This is a genomic window from Sediminibacterium ginsengisoli, from assembly GCF_900167075.1.
Classification (GTDB): Bacteria; Bacteroidota; Bacteroidia; order Chitinophagales; family Chitinophagaceae; genus Sediminibacterium; species Sediminibacterium ginsengisoli.
This window is the reverse complement of the sequence record NZ_FUWH01000002.1, coordinates 121,832-136,471: the sequence shown is the minus strand read 5'-3', so window position 1 is coordinate 136,471 and position 14,640 is coordinate 121,832. Positions and strand designations below refer to the sequence as shown.

Below are 14,640 nucleotides of genomic sequence, written 5' to 3'. Positions count from 1 at the left end.
ATAAGGTTTTCGATGCATACTGAAAAGCAACCGCATCAGGTATTACTCACCATTGATCAGTATTCCTTCGAGTCCTTGTTTGCCGATCGGGGCATAGGGATACCAGTTCCGGGAATAAGGCAGCAATACTTCCGTGGCAGCCAGATCCGGAAATAATTTATAGTCGAATTTGCTGATGCGGCTGCTGACATAACCGGGATAATAATGACTTCTGCCGGTCTGAATGGCGTATTCTATTTTCCTGAGGATGAGCAGTTTGCCAAGGCTGTATTTTTTATATGCGGGATCAAAAATATTGAGGATGCCGGCAAGGGAATGATGACCTTCATCAAAAAAACCTGCGGCGATGAGTTTCCCGTTATCGCGCACCAGTATCATTTTGGTATCGTAAACTTCATGTTCGGTAACATCAAGCAGGTATTCCCTCGCGGTAGGCGGCACCGGAAAACTGATCCCGAGCCGGTAACCGGTATACAGTGCTTCAACTTCTTCGGTGAATGCGCTTTTTGCAATTTCAATACTAAAGCCCTGGTTCTGACGCAAGATCCTGCTGCTCGCGGTACTGAGCCGGTATTGCTGCAGGTTGAGGCGGATCCAGAATACGGGTACATAACTGCCCTCGTATTCGATAAAGTCGGTGGTCATGATCAGCGGGCCAACACGGTACCAGCCTCTTTCAAGGTAATCATCGAGCAGTTTGCCGGTTACGCGGTCAGGTTTTTCGATCTGGTAAAATTTCAGGTACATAAGCAATTCAAATATAGAGCCGGACTACCTGTAACTTATTTTCCCGGTGCAGGATATTTTTTGCGCAGGTGTTTTACCGAAGCTTTGATCAGTTTTTCGAGCACAGGCTGGTTCACATCAGACAGTTTGCTGATGTATATACAGCCTTTGCCGCTTTTATGTTTTCCCAGCTGTTCACGCAATTGTTCGCGCTCTTCGGATTCAATGGAAGTATAAAGGCTGATGGCATTACTCCGCGGAGAGAAGGCCACAAGCGGCGCACTGCCTTCGTGTCCGCTCTCGTACTTATAATCGTAGCTGCCGAAACCAACGATCGCTGTACCCCACATTTCGGGTTCGTAGCCGGTTTCTTTGGTCATGATCTCTGCGAGGCGGATACAATCTGCACGCCTGCCGGGGTCTGCCACGCCGGCAAGGAAATCAGCCACACTGTTTTTGGTGGGAATAGTTTTGTTCTTAGCCATGCTGCGGGTTTTATAATGAAACGGAGTTACCCGGTTTCATTTCCAAGATAAAACTTTTTCCGCACGCCTGCCAGGGTTCAGTTTTTTTCTGATAAAGTTTTGAACCTGCCTGAGTAGGCCTGTTTCAGCGCAGCATAAGCATTGGCAACACGGGAAATGGCAGCGGAATGATCATGCAGGTTTTCACGGTTTTGAAAAGCTGCCATAGATGGTTGCGTAAGTGCCTGTACAGCAGCTTTCCATTCTGTCCATTGCGGCAGAGACGATAGCCGGCCTTTGTAATAGGCATCGAACTGCTCCAGCAGGTAATAGTCACTCCGATCCAGCCAGCTGCCGTCTTCAGCAGGAATAAAGACCGCGAATGGCACGATCATCTGGTTGCTGGCGGCAGTGTCTTTGGTATGTCTTTCACCAAAATCCATGCGGGCATTAAGCCAGCTTTCCAGCCCTATGATGCCCAGTGAAGGATCTGCCGGCTCCCACCTGTCGAGTGTTTTGTTATAGATCTCCACCCAGCGGTGGTCATTATGCTGTAGTCCGAAAACGCTGTAACGGTTGCCTTTTTCTTTCACCAGCGCTGCCGCCGATGCCTGCCTGCGTTCTGTATAAGGATGGATATTAATCTCCGCCGTTGCCCGGTAACGGATATCGGAAGCTTTGATCATAGCCATGTATACTTTCGCCAGTTCAGCACAATTGCCGCCCTGGCGGGCGATGACCTGGTTCACGGTACGTGCCTGGTAATCAGTAGCTGTCCATTCGAACCTGCTGCTGAGCCAGTAGAGTATTTTGCGGGCCTTTTCATAATCATCGGTCGCATAACCGCTGATACTGTCGGCAAAAGCGGCCAGGTTCAGTCTTGTGGTATCGATCTGCTGCGCTCCAAGCAGGCTGTGAAATAAAAGGAACAGTATTGTGATTTTCAGTTTCATCATTTTCATTTTTGCAACAGCAATACGCAGCCGGCTGCTTTTTGTTACAGTTGATTACCGGATTGCAGTTTCAGGTATCTGAAGCTGCATTTCTGACCTGCAATCCGCCAAACCAGAATCCGCGGTATTTTTTTGGCGGGATATGGCCGAAACTATACATTTGCAATTCCTCTGAAAATGAGGGCTCTTATTTTACGGGGGATTAGCTCAGTTGGCTAGAGCGCTTGCATGGCATGCAAGAGGCCACCGGTTCGAATCCGGTATTCTCCACTTGTAAAGCAGTGGCTTACATATAAAATGTAAGCCATTTTTCATTTACGAGAAACTAAGGCCTGTTTTTGATTCTGTTAATAACTTTTCAGTTGACGGCAAAAAAAAGCCCTCAATGAGGGCAATTCTTCAATATCCTTCTTTTATCAGTTTAAAAACATCATCCCGGTTATAGTAAAGTGTTTCACCAATTGTCTTTACTCTCAGCTTTCCATCTTCAGATCACCAGTAAAAGTGACAATAGTATCATCGACGTTTCTTCTCAAGGTTTCTTACGCTTTACAAACAAAAAAAGAGATAGGGTATCTTTTACCATTTCGGCACCCTTGTATCTGGGAAGAAACTCCGTCATAACACTTAATGGATATACCTCGTATGCAGGGTGGGGTAAAAAATCCCGGGTTTCACCGACACCTGAATGATCAACACTACCTTCAGGAAAACTACTGGCGATCAGTCCCTCATATTCAAAAAAGGATTCGATCCTTTGTTGTTCACCAGGTTTAAGATTTCCAGTAGTCATGAACCATGTATTGAATCCTTTGCAATCTCCCTGCGCTTCGCATCGTACAATGACTTTGATCTGATTAATGGAAATAGAAGCGCTGTGATTGGTCATCTCCAGGAACAGCCCCATTTTATCATAAGGAAAATTCCTTTGGGTACGCTGGCAAAAAACACGGAACTCAACATCGGGTTGCAACTGGATGGCCATTTGCTGTTTGGCCAGTGCCAGGTATGCTGAATGTTGCTGTTCGATTCTTTGCAGTGCCTCGTGTATAAGAAATATTTCTTCCTTGTAATTACTGGTGATATTTAACGCCTTGATCTTGGGTATTGATTCAAGCTGCCGGTCGAAGATCTCAAAATACAACTGTAATTGTTCTTTTGTTGGCGCAATGATGCGGTCATCCGCCTTGATTGCTGCCCCCAGGTATTTTTCATCGAAACGGTTGCTTAACCTGAATCCAAGCAACACATCCAGCAGCGTTTGTGATTTATAAAAAGGGATACCTCCCTTTTCCTCAACCGGACACTTTTTCTCAAACTCTTTGTTCGTCCGTTCAATGATGTCATAGAGCGCGCTTTCATACTCCGAGATCTGCTTTTTGGTTAATTCCTTATAACCTGCATCGGCCAGCTTTCCAGCCAGCAACTCACCAACAGACAGACCTAAACCTCCTAAAATAGACATAGCAATACATTTTTAGAATAACTATATGCGTTGTTCTTTCACCTTACAAAAACATATCATGGGAAAAATTGCCTGGGGAACCCTAATATATGAACAGGGAACGGAATAAGCAAATCGCAGGATAAAGGCAATCATTTTGAAAGAAAATCAATTGATGAGAGCCGCCTAACAATCAGTTCCTAAAAGAGGGATCATTTCAGACTATTCAGAGGATCATCTGCTTTTCAGGCACCCGCTCAATAATCGCCACTTTTACAGGAAAGAGGCTTTATTGGAAAGAAAATCTGACAATGATAGTAGTAGCGCTTCGTTTAAAAAATTTACTACACGATGGGTGCACAACTTTAAATATTGAAACTATTCTATTACTCAGGGGCTTTAAAAAAATTCATAAGCGTATTTCCTTGGGTATAAGTAGGCCCTTGACTATGCAGACGCATTAATTTATTAACAGGGCAGCATACTATTTCGTCTACACGTTTCTTTTTTAACCTTCACCCGGAAGATTAAAAACGGGCAAAGATCATCGCTGTGGCATACAGCTATTTGCATGGTGCTTTATAAAAAACTAATCATCCTTCCCTTCATCACTTCTATATTTCCGCCTTAATTGTATCACCCTGAATTTAACATGATCATAAATCAATCCCGTTATCAATAGCAGGCTTGCCATAATCAGCGCATGGAGGTTTATGTTGACATAAAGAACACCACCTGCTATGCCCCCCAGGAAGAAGAAACTGATGATCGTGAGCCGTAATTTGATCGATGCGGAAAGTTTACGTTTGTGCTCAGCGGTTTTGTAGAAGAACAATTGGGCTAATTCTATGCCTAAATCTGTAAACAAGCCGGTGAGATGCGTAGTTCTTACTGCCGCATTGGATATGGTTGTCACGAGAGAATTCTGCAGGCCCATTGCGAACAGCAGGCCGAATGCGATCAGATCAGGATTGCTCTTGATCAGTTCGCGATAGAAAATGCCAATGAGCAAAAGCAATACACTCTCTATGATAACGGGCGCCACATACATGATCCGCTCATTTTTCCTGGCCACCCATTCCGTGAGCATTCCTGAAACAAATGACCCTGAAAAGAAAAAGAATATATACAGAAAGTAAATGAAGCCCTGCCAGAAGTTCAGTTTAAACACCTCATCTACAAAAAAAGCAAAATGCCCGGTTACGTTTGTTGTAAGCCTTTGTACAGCAAAAAAACCTGCCACATTTACAAGGCCCGCCACAAATGACAACAGGGACGCAATTTTAAGATTGTGACCAAGTGTACGCGTTTTTCCCTGATGCCTGAACAATGGAGTGAAGATTTGGAGCAAAGTTATCAAACCATTCAGGTTATGCGTATTGATATTCAGCAATTTTCTTTGAGCGGGTATCTGCCCGGATCACAGCATAAAATTTCACTACTTTTATAGGACAGCTATCTGACATGGAATTCTATGACGCAACACGAATAGCCAGGTTAACTGCAATCCTCACACGCCTGCAAAGCGGACGCCTTGTAACCGCAAAACAATTGGCGGACAATTTCGGGGTTAGCGTCAGGACCATTTACAGGGATGTGAAAACACTTGAACTTGCCGGAGTACCGGTGTACACCCGGGAAGGAAAAGGCTATAGCCTGATGGAGGGTTATAAACTTCCGCCTGTGATGTTTACCGAACATGAAGCCAATGCTTTTATCACCGCTGAGCACCTGATCAGGAAAACAAGCGACACATCGCTGATCGCTGAATATGGCACAGCCGTGGCCAAGATTAAAGCAGTATTAAATGCTGGTACTAAGGAAAAAGCAGCGTTGCTGTCGCAGCGTATTGCCGTTAGCCCTGCGTTTACGGAAGACAGCCCGAGCGATATACTTACCCGGATACAAGCCGCACTAACCAGCTTCAAAGTTTTAAAAATTATTTACCAATCTGACAAGGGTGAAGACCGGACAACACGCGAGATTGAACCGTTCGCGTTTTATTATAGCCAGGAAGAAAAATGGCTGCTCGTCGCTTTTTGCCGGTTAAGAAGCGATTTCAGGATGTTCAGGCTTGACCGGATCAAATCGCTTACGGTTACTGACGTTGTCTTTACCCCGCACGATATCACACTTGCTTCTTACCTGGAAAAAAAACAAAAAAATTATACCCCTGACAAACAGCTGTCATAAGACCCTGCGAATTTTGTTCTAATCAAACTAAATGACAAGAACATGAATTTCGTTTCAACTAGGATCATTACCGCGCAGGTTAGTAAATTGATCGCTTTTTATGAGCAGGTGACCAGGATCACCGCCATTCGTTTCACTGAAGATTTTGCAGAACTCCAAAGTCCTGGCGCAACACTGGCGATCGGCAGCACGAGAACCCTCCAATTCTTTGGAGGCCCTGAAGTGGCCAAAGCCGCAGCAAACCGTACAGCGATCATAGAATTCATCACATCCGATGTAGATGAAATTTTCCGGGAACAAGCTGCGTTCCTGGCCCCATATCTGGTGCAGGAACCAACCACGATGCCGTGGGGTAACCGGTCATTGCTTTTCCGCGATCCGGACGGCAACCTGGTTAACTTTTTCACCCCCGTTAGCGCAGAGGCCATCAGGAAATTTGAGGGCAAGGTTTAAGCGTAAGGCGGGCACTGTTGTGATATAAATGCGTTAAGACACGCACCCGCAGGTTTATAACGCTTTAGTTTTCTTCGGGCTGTTTTATATTGATATTCTGAATAAGATCACGCAACCTGTTCTCATTTTCATCAGCCCATTTACCCAGGGTCCCGATAACAGGAATGATAGTTTCTCCAAATGAGGTCAGAGAATATTCGACTTTGGGAGGAACCACTGCAAAAATTTTCTTTTTAATCAGTCCATGCGCTTCGAGTTCGTTTAACTGTACATTCAGCACTCTTCGTGAGGCATCCGGGATTTTTCTTTGTAATTCACTGGGACGTTTATGTCCAGCATTAATAAACCAAAGTAACCGGATCTTCCATTTACCATACAAAACCTCGCCTGCCAGGTCAAGACCGCAATTCAGGTTTAAAGGGATCTTTCTTTCACGCATAGTATAAAATTAATCTAATGGGCTTACACGGACAATATGGGATAAATTTATCCCTATGCGATTCGGCTCCCCGTAATTGTTTGAGCAGCTCATACGTCAGAAATTTGGATATCAATTCTAAAAAGAAAATCCAAATGAATTACAACAGTGAATTAAACGGGAAAATTGCCCTGGTAACAGGAGGAACAAAGGGAGCCGGAAAGGCCATTGCAGAAAGGCTGCTGCTGGCAGGCGCTACTGTTATTATTACCGCAAGAAACGCGCCTGAAAATCCAGCCCCGAACCTGCATTTTATTTCAGCTGACCTGAGCACAGAATCGGGAACACAAAAAGTGGTAGCTGAGGTTCTGTCGAAGTACAAAAAGCTTGACATTCTTGTAAATAACCTGGGAGCGTCGGAAACTCCGGGCGGCGGTTTTTCGGTTTTAACCGATAAAGACTGGGAAAAAACCCTTCAAACAAATTTGTTGGCACCAGTGAGATTAGACCGTGGCTTTTTGCCTCAGATGCTTGAACAGAAAAACGGGGTGATCATTCATATTGCTTCTATCCAGGGGCGACTTCCGTTATACGATGCAACACTTCCTTACGCGGCAGCCAAAGCCGGCCTGATCAATTATAGTAAAGGTCTATCGAAAGAAGTGACGTCTAAAGGCGTACGGGTACTGACAGTTTCGCCGGGATGGATCAGGACAGAAAATGTCAAATATTTTTTAGAACGGATTGCCTTGAGTTCAAATTGCTCCATGGAGCAGGCTGAACAAAGCGTTATGGACGCCTTAGGCGGAATACCCTTCGGAAGGCCGGCAGAGCCTGAAGAAGTAGCTGAGCTCGTTGGATTTCTGGTTTCCCCAAGAGCGAACTACCTGACAGGGACAGAATTCGTCATCGATGGCGGCACAATACCAACCATTTAATTACCAATAAAAATAACAACGCATGAATTTGCCGAAAATAATTGCTGACTTAGTAACAGCTCAAAACGAATTCGACAGTTTAGCTTATGCTAATTGTTTTTCTGAAACAGCCGTGGTATTTGACGAAGGAAAGACACATACCGGAAAGGCGGATATCCAGGAGTGGATAGAAGACTCAAATAAAAAGTATAAATCAGTAATGAAGCCGTTGTCAATAGTGCATGAAGGTAAAACAAGTGTTTTATCAGCAGAATGTTCGGGAACCTTTCCCGGAAGCCCGGTTATCTTAAAATTTCATTTTGATATAGAAGATGGCCTTATTCAAACTTTAAAAGTAACGGGCTAACTGTATAACAGACAAATAGTAGTTCCTGAATTACCAGAAGCAAAGAGGGTGTTTCAAAACCAGGAAGCACCCCCTTTCTGCAAGATATGAAGCCGGCTTAGGGATGTAGCTTCGTATTGTAAGGCATAGGTATTTAATTTACAATTGCTTTGTCACCATCACTTTTATGCCAGTCGTTCAGACAATAGGCAATGCGCCTCCATCAACAGAATAGTTTATGCCCGTGATATAATTTGCATCCTGAGACACCAGGAATGTTACGAGGCTGGCAATTTCTTCGGGTTCAGCCATTCTTCCCAAAGGAACACCTACTTTGTCCATTATTGCTTTAAATGCTTCGTCAGATGTGATATTGGATGACTTTGCAAAGTTGTCAATAAAATCCAGCATTAAGGGTGTCTTAACCACGCCGGGCGAAACTACATTTACCCGTATCCCCTTTGCGCCTACTTCGTTTGCCAACGCTTTGCTGTAAATATTCAATGCCGCTTTTGCAGCAGAATAAGACATGGTCATTTCCCAGATCGGCTGTTTTGCAGCACCTGTAGAAATGTTGATGATCACACCTTTTTTTTGTTCGATCATTGTTGGCAGTAATGCTTTGTTGATACGAACCACAGACATGAAATTGAGTTGCCAGTCATTGTACCAATGTTCGTCCGAAAGAACGCTGAAACCGCCACCCGGGCTTAAATTGGCGCCTGCATTGTTGATAATGATATCTATCCTTCCGTATTTCTCCAAAATCTCTTTTGCAACTGTTGCTGCACTTTCGGGTTGGGTAAGGTCTGCCGGTATGAAATACTGTCCGTCCGTGTTTTCATCCGGCGCAGTTCGGGCGGTTACCACGACCTTTACGCCCGCCTTACTTAACCTTTCAGCAATGGCTTTTCCGATGCCTTTCGTTCCGCCTGTTACCAGGGCAACTTGTCCTTTTAGTGAATTGTCCATATTATTTTTTTAAGAATGAAAGACAAAGGAAGGAACAATACTTTACTTTTGATAGTAGTTACACCAATGTATAGTAATAACACGAAGTAAAGTATTGAATAAAATCAACCATTTTATGAGTAAAAAAAAGTTGCAACAGCCCGTAGCAAAATGTACACTTCAGGAGATTTTGGGTGTCATTGGCGGAAAATGGTCTATGTCTATTATCTATGCTTTGTTTACAGGCAAAAAACGTTTCAGCGAATTAGAACGGTTAATACCAAACATAAGTACCCGGATGCTGGTGAAGGAATTGAAAAACATGGAAGCAAACGGGATTGTTGTGAGAAAAGTTTTTGCAACCGTTCCACCAACCGTTGAATACACATTAACGACAAAAGGGGAAAAGTTAGAGCCCATTATCAATGAGCTGTATAAATGGGGTGTTGAGTATGTTGGTTAGCGTTTGTTCATCAGGCCTTATATTTCTGCTGCAGGCATCAAAGAAGCAGGGAACAGCCAGATTACTGAATTATTAATTCGCCGGTGTCTGTATCGGGAATACATAACGCAGGTATAAAAAGAAAAATACGATCGAGATCGTCAGGATCACGAGCCCGATCACAGCCGAATCTATTTTAATCCCTTCTTTCGTAATCTCGAATTTGGTTGAGGGCGGCAGATTCTCTGCCAGGTTTCCTGCTGCAATATTTGCATTTTCTTTCGCAGCCTGCAAACGTTGTTTTGTATAACCCATGCTGGCCCTGAACTGCAGGTAAGAAAGAAACAAACCCGCCAGCACAATAAAAGTAACGATAAAAAAAAGGATCTTTCCCGACAGCAATTGCCAGTTATGTATTGCCATTCTTTGTGTAAACATATATTGATGGTAAACCGCTTCCGTTTTTACCATAGCCGCCCTGGTTGCCGAATCTGCTTTACTCTCCAGGGTTGTGGAGTAAGCCATACTCACCGGTGGTGTATTATTCGTAGCAGACATCGCTTTCTCGAATGCAAGTGAATCCTCCCTGTTCAGGCGCTCTTCCTGTGCCTGCAGGGTGCTGTGTGAAATACAGAAGAACAAAAAAGATAAAAGATATTTCATAGCATAGCACTTTTATAAGTTGCAGCCGGTTGCTGACTGTAAGAAAGTTTTGAATGTGATCTGGCACTTTACCATGCTCTCTACCTGTTGCGGAAAGGTAAAGGTTGCTATCTTCTGGTTAAACAATTGCCTGAATCGCCTTGCACAGGCATTAACAGAAAAGAGCACGTCAAAATAGCCGGACTGCTGCCGGTAGAGGTTAATAAGATCGTTCTGGTTTGTTGCAGCAATGGATGAAGAAGGCCAGGTCGGCAGTACCATGCCCGCACCGCAACAGGCATTCATAACATAATGCAGCTGTTCTATACGGATCTTTCCGCTCTGAACCGCTGAAAAGAAAACCGGAAACTGCATCTCCAGGTTTTCTTTCGTTAATGCAGAAAGCGCCTGAAAATTAACCTCATCGTTTAATTGCAATACAATGCCTGTATCGGATACCTTCAGCAGTTTACTGCTATCGCTGGCAAGATTTTTCAAACTGTCTTTCTCTGTCCTTGCCAAAAGTCGGTACAAATCAAAATTTTTAAGGTTGACCTTATTGCTGTATTCTACCTGGGAAAGTATTGCCTGGTTTTTATCATTTTCATTTTTTAAGTGTACCATCTTTTCCCGGAGACTGTCGATGGTTTTAATGAGCGTGAAGTTTTTCTCGTTGCTTTTAAAATAGCTATCGAAAGCTTTTTTATCGGCGTCGGACACCTGCTGACCCTGTGCAAAGACGGCCAACAGCATAGCACAGAAAAACAGGTAACATTTTGGTTGCATAGCCGTTTATTTAAATAATATCCCTGGTCCACCATCCTGAATGCTGCATTCCTTTGTCCGGTCTGCATATTATAACATTCAACAGCAAGCTGCTTCAGGATCTTCCCTGCGTTAATACAGTTTATATGGAATAAATCTACTATTTAAACCTGGATTATGCAATAAGGTTAAACCTCAATGCGGTAAACGCTCACGCACCAATCCGTATATCCAGGTACCTGCAATGGCACTTAGCAGGGTGATAACCACTACCGTGGCCCCTGTTCCTATCTGGGCAAACAGCGGGCCGGGACATGCACCTGTTAATGCCCAGCCAAAGCCGAACAGCAGTCCGCCGTAAACCTGGCCTTTGTTAAATGATTTGGAATGAAATACGATCGGTTCTCCGTAAATTGTTTTGATCTTGAACCGTTTGATCAGCCATACAGACAACATGCCCACTGCTATGGCACTACCGATGATGCCATACATGTGGAACGACTGCAGCCGGAACATCTCCTGGATACGAAACCAGCTTATCACTTCAGATTTTACGAAAACGATACCAAACAGCAACCCTACAAGCAGGTATTTTAAGTTATGGTACCAGCGGTGCTCAAGGCCGCTTTCGTTAACACAGATAGTATCGAGCGAGCGAACTTCGAAGTCGGTATTTACAGTTGTTTTCTCCTGCATCAGATTAAAATATTAAAGTGAAAGTATGACCGGCAAAATGAGATTGGCCATGATAAAACCGCCTGTCATGAAACAAATAGTTGCCACCAGTGATGGCCATTGGAGGTTTGATAAGCCCATGATGGCATGACCGCTGGTACAACCGCCTGCATAACGGGTTCCGAATCCTACCAGGAAACCGCCGGCTACCATCAGCATAAAGCCTTTTAGCGTCAACAGCGAGCGCCAGCTGATAATATCTTCCGGAACGAGGTTATTGTAATGGGTGATGCCGTATCCGGCCAGTTCGTTTGCCAGCCTGGGATGTATTGCAATGGCATGGGGGTTTGCCAGAAATTGTGCAGCAACTATGCCCCCGATAAAAATCCCGGATACAAAAAACAGGTTCCATACTTCCTTCCTCCAGTTGTATTGGAAAAAAGGAATTTTTGCAGGCAAACATGCTGCGCATATATGCCGTAATGAAGAACTGATGCCGAAGGATTTATTGCCGAGGATCAGTAATACAGGAACTGTTAGTCCTATGAGCGGGCCGGCTACATACCAGGGCCAGGGCTGCTTGATATATTCGATCATGTTTTGTCTGGTTTGATAACGTTATTTGTGGGCATTGATGAGTTCTTCAAGCCGGGCCACGGGTAATGGCCCGTGATGTTGCCACAGTATCCCGCCTTTACGGAAAAGGATCATGCTTGGCACTCCGCGCAACGCATAAGCGGAAACCATTTCCGGGTTTTCGTCTACATCGGTAAAGATCACATCGGCTGCGGGAGCGGCGTTTTTCTTCAGTTCTTCCAATGCCGGCGCCATTATTCTGCAGGGGCCGCTCCAGCTTGCGATGAAAACGACCAATACGGGTTTATCCTGTTTAATTGTTTCCTGAAAAGTCATCTGATTTGGTTTTATTTTTTTGAAAGAGAGAAAAAATCAATGTACCCATCACTGCGCCGTACAACGTACTGTTAAAGGGTTTGGACGTAATCATGCAGGTACCGGATGCACACCCGATATAGTACCAGTAGCAAAAACCCGCCGCAGCCCCGGCTATCGTAAGTGAATGCCTGTAATTCATGAATTCCTTCATAGCTGGTTCCTGTTATGGTCGGGCATACGGCAACCGGATGTGCTGCAACAACCAATGTTGAGTAAAGGCATCAGGGAGAGAACAACTCCCGCCAATGCCAGCAACCACTCTCCGGCAAGTATACCCCGGATAACAATAAAGATACCGAATGCAAGCCTTAACAGGCGGATAATATTCCAGCGTTTCTGGCATTGGTTCATTTTTTTATTTTTTTGTATTGATCCCTAAAACAAAATAGGCCGGGCAAAAATTTATAAACGAGGTGACGAGTAAAATCACAGCCAGTACAATAAATACCACGGCCAGATTACCGGAGATCAGTCCCGTAAGATAGGATACCCCTATCGCAACTGCGATCAATATGCGGATGATCTTATCCGCTGCACCAATATTCTTTTTCATTGTGTTGTTATTTATGAGTTAAACACTGCTGTACATTCTGCCAGGTATAACCGTTGATTACATGTTGGAATCCATGCTGTTCCAGGATGGATTTTGCCTGACTGCTGCGGTTGCCGCTGCGGCAGAAAACAACGATACTTTTACGGCCCCTCAATTGCTGCAGTTGAGACTGCAGACAATTCAGTGGTATATTAATCGCACCCGGCACGCTTTCTACGGCAAACTCTGCCGGTGTTCTCACATCCACAAGTAAAGCGCCATTGCTGATTATTTCAGGCAGGCCATCCGTTGCTGACGGCATGAATAGTTTTTTTAGTGTCTTAAACATTGTATTCGTTTTTTAAAAACTGATCTGGTTACCGTTGGCCGAAAGCCATTCCTTCATGCCGCCCGCATAATTTTTCACCTTATCAAATCCATTCCGCCTGAGAATGGAATAGGCAATCGCAGACCGGTCTCCGGCCTGGCAGTGCACAATGATCTCTTTTTCCTTATCGATCTTATCCAGGTTATCAGGTAAGGTTCCTGCAAAAACATGTATCGCGCCGGGGATATGACTGGCTTTGTACTCCGTTTCTCCACGAACATCCACGATCTGGATACCCGGGTTTCCGATTGCATCCTTAACAGTTTCGATTCCTGTTATATCAACTGTATGCAAATGCACAGGGATCGTATTAATTTCGGAAATATAACCGTAAACATTATCCAGCCCGATACGCATCAGTTTCCGGGCCAGTTCTTCCACCTGGTCATCATCGGCTATGAGCATAAACTGCTCTTCATAATCAAGGAGCCAGCCTGCCCAGGTAGCAAAGGAATTGTTATGCTGTATGTTCAGGCTGCCGGGCAGAAACCCTTTTGAGAAATCCTCTTTGCTGCGTGTATCAATCACTTTTATACCTTTTGCGCGGGCAGACAGGAATTGCTGGTTGGTTAAACGCGGCAGATTCGGCACCTCAATCAGCAACGGTCGTTTCACTTTATTAAGCTGTTTCATCTTCGCAAAATACCTGGGCGGTTCTGGCTGGTCTGCCAGCAACTGGTCTGTAAAGTCCTGTTCATTGACGCCGTATTGGAAAGCCCAGTTACGTATTTTTTCATATCCCACCGTGGAGCTGTGAACGGCGCCGAGGGATTTTCCACATGCGGAGCCGGCACCATGGGCAGACCAGACCTGGACATATTCCGGCAACGCCGCAAATTTTTTAAGTGATGCGAACATTTGTCTTGCACCTGCTTCTTTGGTACCAATGAATCCGGCGGCCTTCTCTAACAGGTCTGGCCTGCCGATATCGCCCACGAAGACGAAATCGCCGGTAAAGATCATCACGGGCTTGCCGGTTGCCGGATGATCGGTGAGCAGGAAACTGATGCTTTCCGGCGTATGTCCCGGGGTATGGATTACCTCTAATGTAAGATTACCAACCCCGATCAGGCTACCCTCCTTCAGGCCGATATGCGGAAATTCATACTGCCAGTCCTCGCCGCCTTCAGCTGAGAGGTAAAGATCTGCTCCTGTTACCGCTGCCAATTCACGGGAACCACATAAGAAATCAGCATGAATATGTGTTTCTGTGATGTGTGTGATGCGCAGGTTCTGCTGTTGTGCGATAGCAAGATAGGTATCGATATCGCGTTTCGCATCAATTACAATGGCTTCGCCCGTTGCCTGACAACCGATCAGATAGCTGCCCTGTGCAAGGCTTTTGTCGTAAATGTGTTCAAAAAACATAGCTTTATT

The 14,640-nt window shown here is 44.8% G+C and carries 22 protein-coding genes and 1 tRNA gene; 6 read left to right on the top strand and 17 right to left on the bottom strand.

All coding sequences use genetic code 11. The annotated features are described in order from the left end of the window. Window positions 1–42: 42 nt before the first annotated feature. The 3 genes from B5D42_RS03730 to B5D42_RS03720 form a co-directional block, all read right to left on the bottom strand. Entirely contained in the window at window positions 43–747 is a 705-nt protein-coding gene (locus B5D42_RS03730; RefSeq protein ID WP_078830109.1) for a GNAT family N-acetyltransferase, read from the bottom strand. 35 nt (window positions 748–782) lie between these two features. Then, window positions 783–1,211, bottom strand: a complete 429-nt coding sequence (locus tag B5D42_RS03725) for a DUF1801 domain-containing protein (RefSeq protein ID WP_078830108.1) — start codon at window positions 1,209–1,211, stop codon at window positions 783–785. A gap of 77 nt (window positions 1,212–1,288) precedes the next feature. Continuing rightward, window positions 1,289–2,143, bottom strand: coding sequence for a transglutaminase-like domain-containing protein (locus tag B5D42_RS03720; protein ID WP_176112892.1), 855 nt, complete (start codon window positions 2,141–2,143; stop codon window positions 1,289–1,291). Between the two features lie 196 nt (window positions 2,144–2,339). Here B5D42_RS03720 and B5D42_RS03715 point away from each other — a divergent pair. Then, window positions 2,340–2,413, top strand: a tRNA-Ala gene (locus tag B5D42_RS03715). A 262-nt stretch (window positions 2,414–2,675) separates the two neighbouring features. Here the strand turns inward: B5D42_RS03715 and B5D42_RS03710 are convergent. Both B5D42_RS03710 and B5D42_RS03705 read right to left on the bottom strand, forming a co-directional pair. Then, on the bottom strand, window positions 2,676–3,608 hold the full coding sequence (locus B5D42_RS03710) for a hypothetical protein (protein ID WP_078830106.1): 933 nt from the start codon (window positions 3,606–3,608) through the stop codon (window positions 2,676–2,678). 568 nt (window positions 3,609–4,176) lie between these two features. After that, window positions 4,177–4,917: a YoaK family protein gene (locus tag B5D42_RS03705; RefSeq protein WP_078830481.1), complete on the bottom strand. Its 741-nt coding sequence runs from the start codon at window positions 4,915–4,917 to the stop codon at window positions 4,177–4,179. A gap of 134 nt (window positions 4,918–5,051) precedes the next feature. Between B5D42_RS03705 and B5D42_RS03700 the strand changes: the two genes are divergently transcribed. Beyond that, window positions 5,052–5,780: a helix-turn-helix transcriptional regulator gene (locus tag B5D42_RS03700; protein ID WP_078830105.1), complete on the top strand. Its 729-nt coding sequence runs from the start codon at window positions 5,052–5,054 to the stop codon at window positions 5,778–5,780. Window positions 5,781–5,822: 42 nt separating this feature from the next. Then, on the top strand, window positions 5,823–6,233 hold the full coding sequence (locus tag B5D42_RS03695) for a VOC family protein (protein WP_078830104.1): 411 nt from the start codon (window positions 5,823–5,825) through the stop codon (window positions 6,231–6,233). A 64-nt stretch (window positions 6,234–6,297) separates the two neighbouring features. On the opposite strand, the gene B5D42_RS03690 is transcribed toward B5D42_RS03695, so the two are convergent. Then, window positions 6,298–6,672 (bottom strand): winged helix-turn-helix transcriptional regulator, encoded by a 375-nt coding sequence (locus tag B5D42_RS03690; protein ID WP_078830103.1) that lies wholly within the window; start codon window positions 6,670–6,672, stop codon window positions 6,298–6,300. A 104-nt stretch (window positions 6,673–6,776) separates the two neighbouring features. Between B5D42_RS03690 and B5D42_RS03685 the strand changes: the two genes are divergently transcribed. Continuing rightward, the gene (locus tag B5D42_RS03685) at window positions 6,777–7,589 is read left to right on the top strand and encodes an SDR family oxidoreductase (RefSeq protein ID WP_245825537.1); all 813 of its coding nucleotides are present in this window, start codon (window positions 6,777–6,779) and stop codon (window positions 7,587–7,589) included. A 22-nt stretch (window positions 7,590–7,611) separates the two neighbouring features. Further along, a complete protein-coding gene (locus B5D42_RS03680; RefSeq protein ID WP_078830102.1) occupies window positions 7,612–7,935 on the top strand; it encodes a nuclear transport factor 2 family protein in 324 nt (107 codons plus the stop codon). Between the two features lie 177 nt (window positions 7,936–8,112). Here the strand turns inward: B5D42_RS03680 and B5D42_RS03675 are convergent, their stop codons facing one another. Then, window positions 8,113–8,886: an SDR family oxidoreductase gene (locus B5D42_RS03675; RefSeq protein ID WP_078830101.1), complete on the bottom strand. Its 774-nt coding sequence runs from the start codon at window positions 8,884–8,886 to the stop codon at window positions 8,113–8,115. A gap of 115 nt (window positions 8,887–9,001) precedes the next feature. Between B5D42_RS03675 and B5D42_RS03670 the strand changes: the two genes are divergently transcribed. Beyond that, complete coding sequence (locus B5D42_RS03670) at window positions 9,002–9,328, top strand: winged helix-turn-helix transcriptional regulator (RefSeq protein WP_078830100.1); 327 nt, start codon at window positions 9,002–9,004, stop codon at window positions 9,326–9,328. A gap of 72 nt (window positions 9,329–9,400) precedes the next feature. Here the strand turns inward: B5D42_RS03670 and B5D42_RS03665 are convergent, their stop codons facing one another. The 10 genes from B5D42_RS03665 to B5D42_RS03620 all read right to left on the bottom strand — a co-directional run bounded on the left by B5D42_RS03665 (window position 9,401) and on the right by B5D42_RS03620 (window position 14,631). Continuing rightward, on the bottom strand, window positions 9,401–9,970 hold the full coding sequence (locus B5D42_RS03665) for a hypothetical protein (protein WP_078830099.1): 570 nt from the start codon (window positions 9,968–9,970) through the stop codon (window positions 9,401–9,403). Window positions 9,971–9,982: 12 nt separating this feature from the next. Further along, a complete protein-coding gene (locus B5D42_RS03660) occupies window positions 9,983–10,735 on the bottom strand; it encodes a hypothetical protein (RefSeq protein ID WP_139366971.1) in 753 nt (250 codons plus the stop codon). Window positions 10,736–10,909: 174 nt separating this feature from the next. Further along, a complete protein-coding gene (locus B5D42_RS03655; protein WP_078830097.1) occupies window positions 10,910–11,410 on the bottom strand; it encodes a DUF6691 family protein in 501 nt (166 codons plus the stop codon). A gap of 12 nt (window positions 11,411–11,422) precedes the next feature. Further along, window positions 11,423–11,986, bottom strand: coding sequence for a YeeE/YedE family protein (locus B5D42_RS03650; RefSeq protein ID WP_078830096.1), 564 nt, complete (start codon window positions 11,984–11,986; stop codon window positions 11,423–11,425). Between the two features lie 21 nt (window positions 11,987–12,007). Further along, a complete protein-coding gene (locus tag B5D42_RS03645; RefSeq protein WP_078830095.1) occupies window positions 12,008–12,301 on the bottom strand; it encodes a thioredoxin family protein in 294 nt (97 codons plus the stop codon). Further along, complete coding sequence (locus tag B5D42_RS18085; protein WP_245825575.1) at window positions 12,279–12,482, bottom strand: DUF6132 family protein; 204 nt, start codon at window positions 12,480–12,482, stop codon at window positions 12,279–12,281. The genes B5D42_RS03645 and B5D42_RS18085 overlap by 23 nt, the downstream gene beginning before the upstream one ends. A gap of 8 nt (window positions 12,483–12,490) precedes the next feature. After that, complete coding sequence (locus tag B5D42_RS03635) at window positions 12,491–12,694, bottom strand: hypothetical protein (protein ID WP_139366970.1); 204 nt, start codon at window positions 12,692–12,694, stop codon at window positions 12,491–12,493. Window positions 12,695–12,698: 4 nt separating this feature from the next. Continuing rightward, window positions 12,699–12,896 carry a YgaP family membrane protein gene (locus B5D42_RS03630; RefSeq protein ID WP_078830093.1) on the bottom strand — a complete coding sequence of 66 codons (198 nt, stop codon included), beginning with the start codon at window positions 12,894–12,896 and terminating at the stop codon, window positions 12,699–12,701. Between the two features lie 7 nt (window positions 12,897–12,903). Continuing rightward, window positions 12,904–13,224 (bottom strand): rhodanese-like domain-containing protein, encoded by a 321-nt coding sequence (locus B5D42_RS03625; protein WP_078830092.1) that lies wholly within the window; start codon window positions 13,222–13,224, stop codon window positions 12,904–12,906. A gap of 12 nt (window positions 13,225–13,236) precedes the next feature. Next, window positions 13,237–14,631: an MBL fold metallo-hydrolase gene (locus B5D42_RS03620; protein WP_078830091.1), complete on the bottom strand. Its 1,395-nt coding sequence runs from the start codon at window positions 14,629–14,631 to the stop codon at window positions 13,237–13,239. Window positions 14,632–14,640: the final 9 nt, after the last annotated feature.

What these genes read in the sequence shown, in the direction of transcription:
- B5D42_RS03730 (WP_078830109.1), bottom strand. Translation starts at nt 747, where the DNA reads ATGTACCTGAAATTTTACCAGATCGAAAAACCTGACCGCGTAACCGGC.
- B5D42_RS03725 (WP_078830108.1), bottom strand. Translation starts at nt 1,211, where the DNA reads ATGGCTAAGAACAAAACTATTCCCACCAAAAACAGTGTGGCTGATTTC.
- B5D42_RS03720 (WP_176112892.1), bottom strand. Translation starts at nt 2,143, where the DNA reads ATGAAACTGAAAATCACAATACTGTTCCTTTTATTTCACAGCCTGCTT.
- B5D42_RS03710 (WP_078830106.1), bottom strand. Translation starts at nt 3,608, where the DNA reads ATGTCTATTTTAGGAGGTTTAGGTCTGTCTGTTGGTGAGTTGCTGGCT.
- B5D42_RS03700 (WP_078830105.1), top strand. Translation starts at nt 5,052, where the DNA reads ATGGAATTCTATGACGCAACACGAATAGCCAGGTTAACTGCAATCCTC.
- B5D42_RS03695 (WP_078830104.1), top strand. Translation starts at nt 5,823, where the DNA reads ATGAATTTCGTTTCAACTAGGATCATTACCGCGCAGGTTAGTAAATTG.
- B5D42_RS03690 (WP_078830103.1), bottom strand. Translation starts at nt 6,672, where the DNA reads ATGCGTGAAAGAAAGATCCCTTTAAACCTGAATTGCGGTCTTGACCTG.
- B5D42_RS03680 (WP_078830102.1), top strand. Translation starts at nt 7,612, where the DNA reads ATGAATTTGCCGAAAATAATTGCTGACTTAGTAACAGCTCAAAACGAA.
- B5D42_RS03675 (WP_078830101.1), bottom strand. Translation starts at nt 8,886, where the DNA reads ATGGACAATTCACTAAAAGGACAAGTTGCCCTGGTAACAGGCGGAACG.
- B5D42_RS03670 (WP_078830100.1), top strand. Translation starts at nt 9,002, where the DNA reads ATGAGTAAAAAAAAGTTGCAACAGCCCGTAGCAAAATGTACACTTCAG.
- B5D42_RS03665 (WP_078830099.1), bottom strand. Translation starts at nt 9,970, where the DNA reads ATGAAATATCTTTTATCTTTTTTGTTCTTCTGTATTTCACACAGCACC.
- B5D42_RS03660 (WP_139366971.1), bottom strand. Translation starts at nt 10,735, where the DNA reads ATGCAACCAAAATGTTACCTGTTTTTCTGTGCTATGCTGTTGGCCGTC.
- B5D42_RS03655 (WP_078830097.1), bottom strand. Translation starts at nt 11,410, where the DNA reads ATGCAGGAGAAAACAACTGTAAATACCGACTTCGAAGTTCGCTCGCTC.
- B5D42_RS03650 (WP_078830096.1), bottom strand. Translation starts at nt 11,986, where the DNA reads ATGATCGAATATATCAAGCAGCCCTGGCCCTGGTATGTAGCCGGCCCG.
- B5D42_RS03645 (WP_078830095.1), bottom strand. Translation starts at nt 12,301, where the DNA reads ATGACTTTTCAGGAAACAATTAAACAGGATAAACCCGTATTGGTCGTT.
- B5D42_RS18085 (WP_245825575.1), bottom strand. Translation starts at nt 12,482, where the DNA reads ATGAATTACAGGCATTCACTTACGATAGCCGGGGCTGCGGCGGGTTTT.
- B5D42_RS03635 (WP_139366970.1), bottom strand. Translation starts at nt 12,694, where the DNA reads ATGAACCAATGCCAGAAACGCTGGAATATTATCCGCCTGTTAAGGCTT.
- B5D42_RS03630 (WP_078830093.1), bottom strand. Translation starts at nt 12,896, where the DNA reads ATGAAAAAGAATATTGGTGCAGCGGATAAGATCATCCGCATATTGATC.
- B5D42_RS03625 (WP_078830092.1), bottom strand. Translation starts at nt 13,224, where the DNA reads ATGTTTAAGACACTAAAAAAACTATTCATGCCGTCAGCAACGGATGGC.
- B5D42_RS03620 (WP_078830091.1), bottom strand. Translation starts at nt 14,631, where the DNA reads ATGTTTTTTGAACACATTTACGACAAAAGCCTTGCACAGGGCAGCTAT.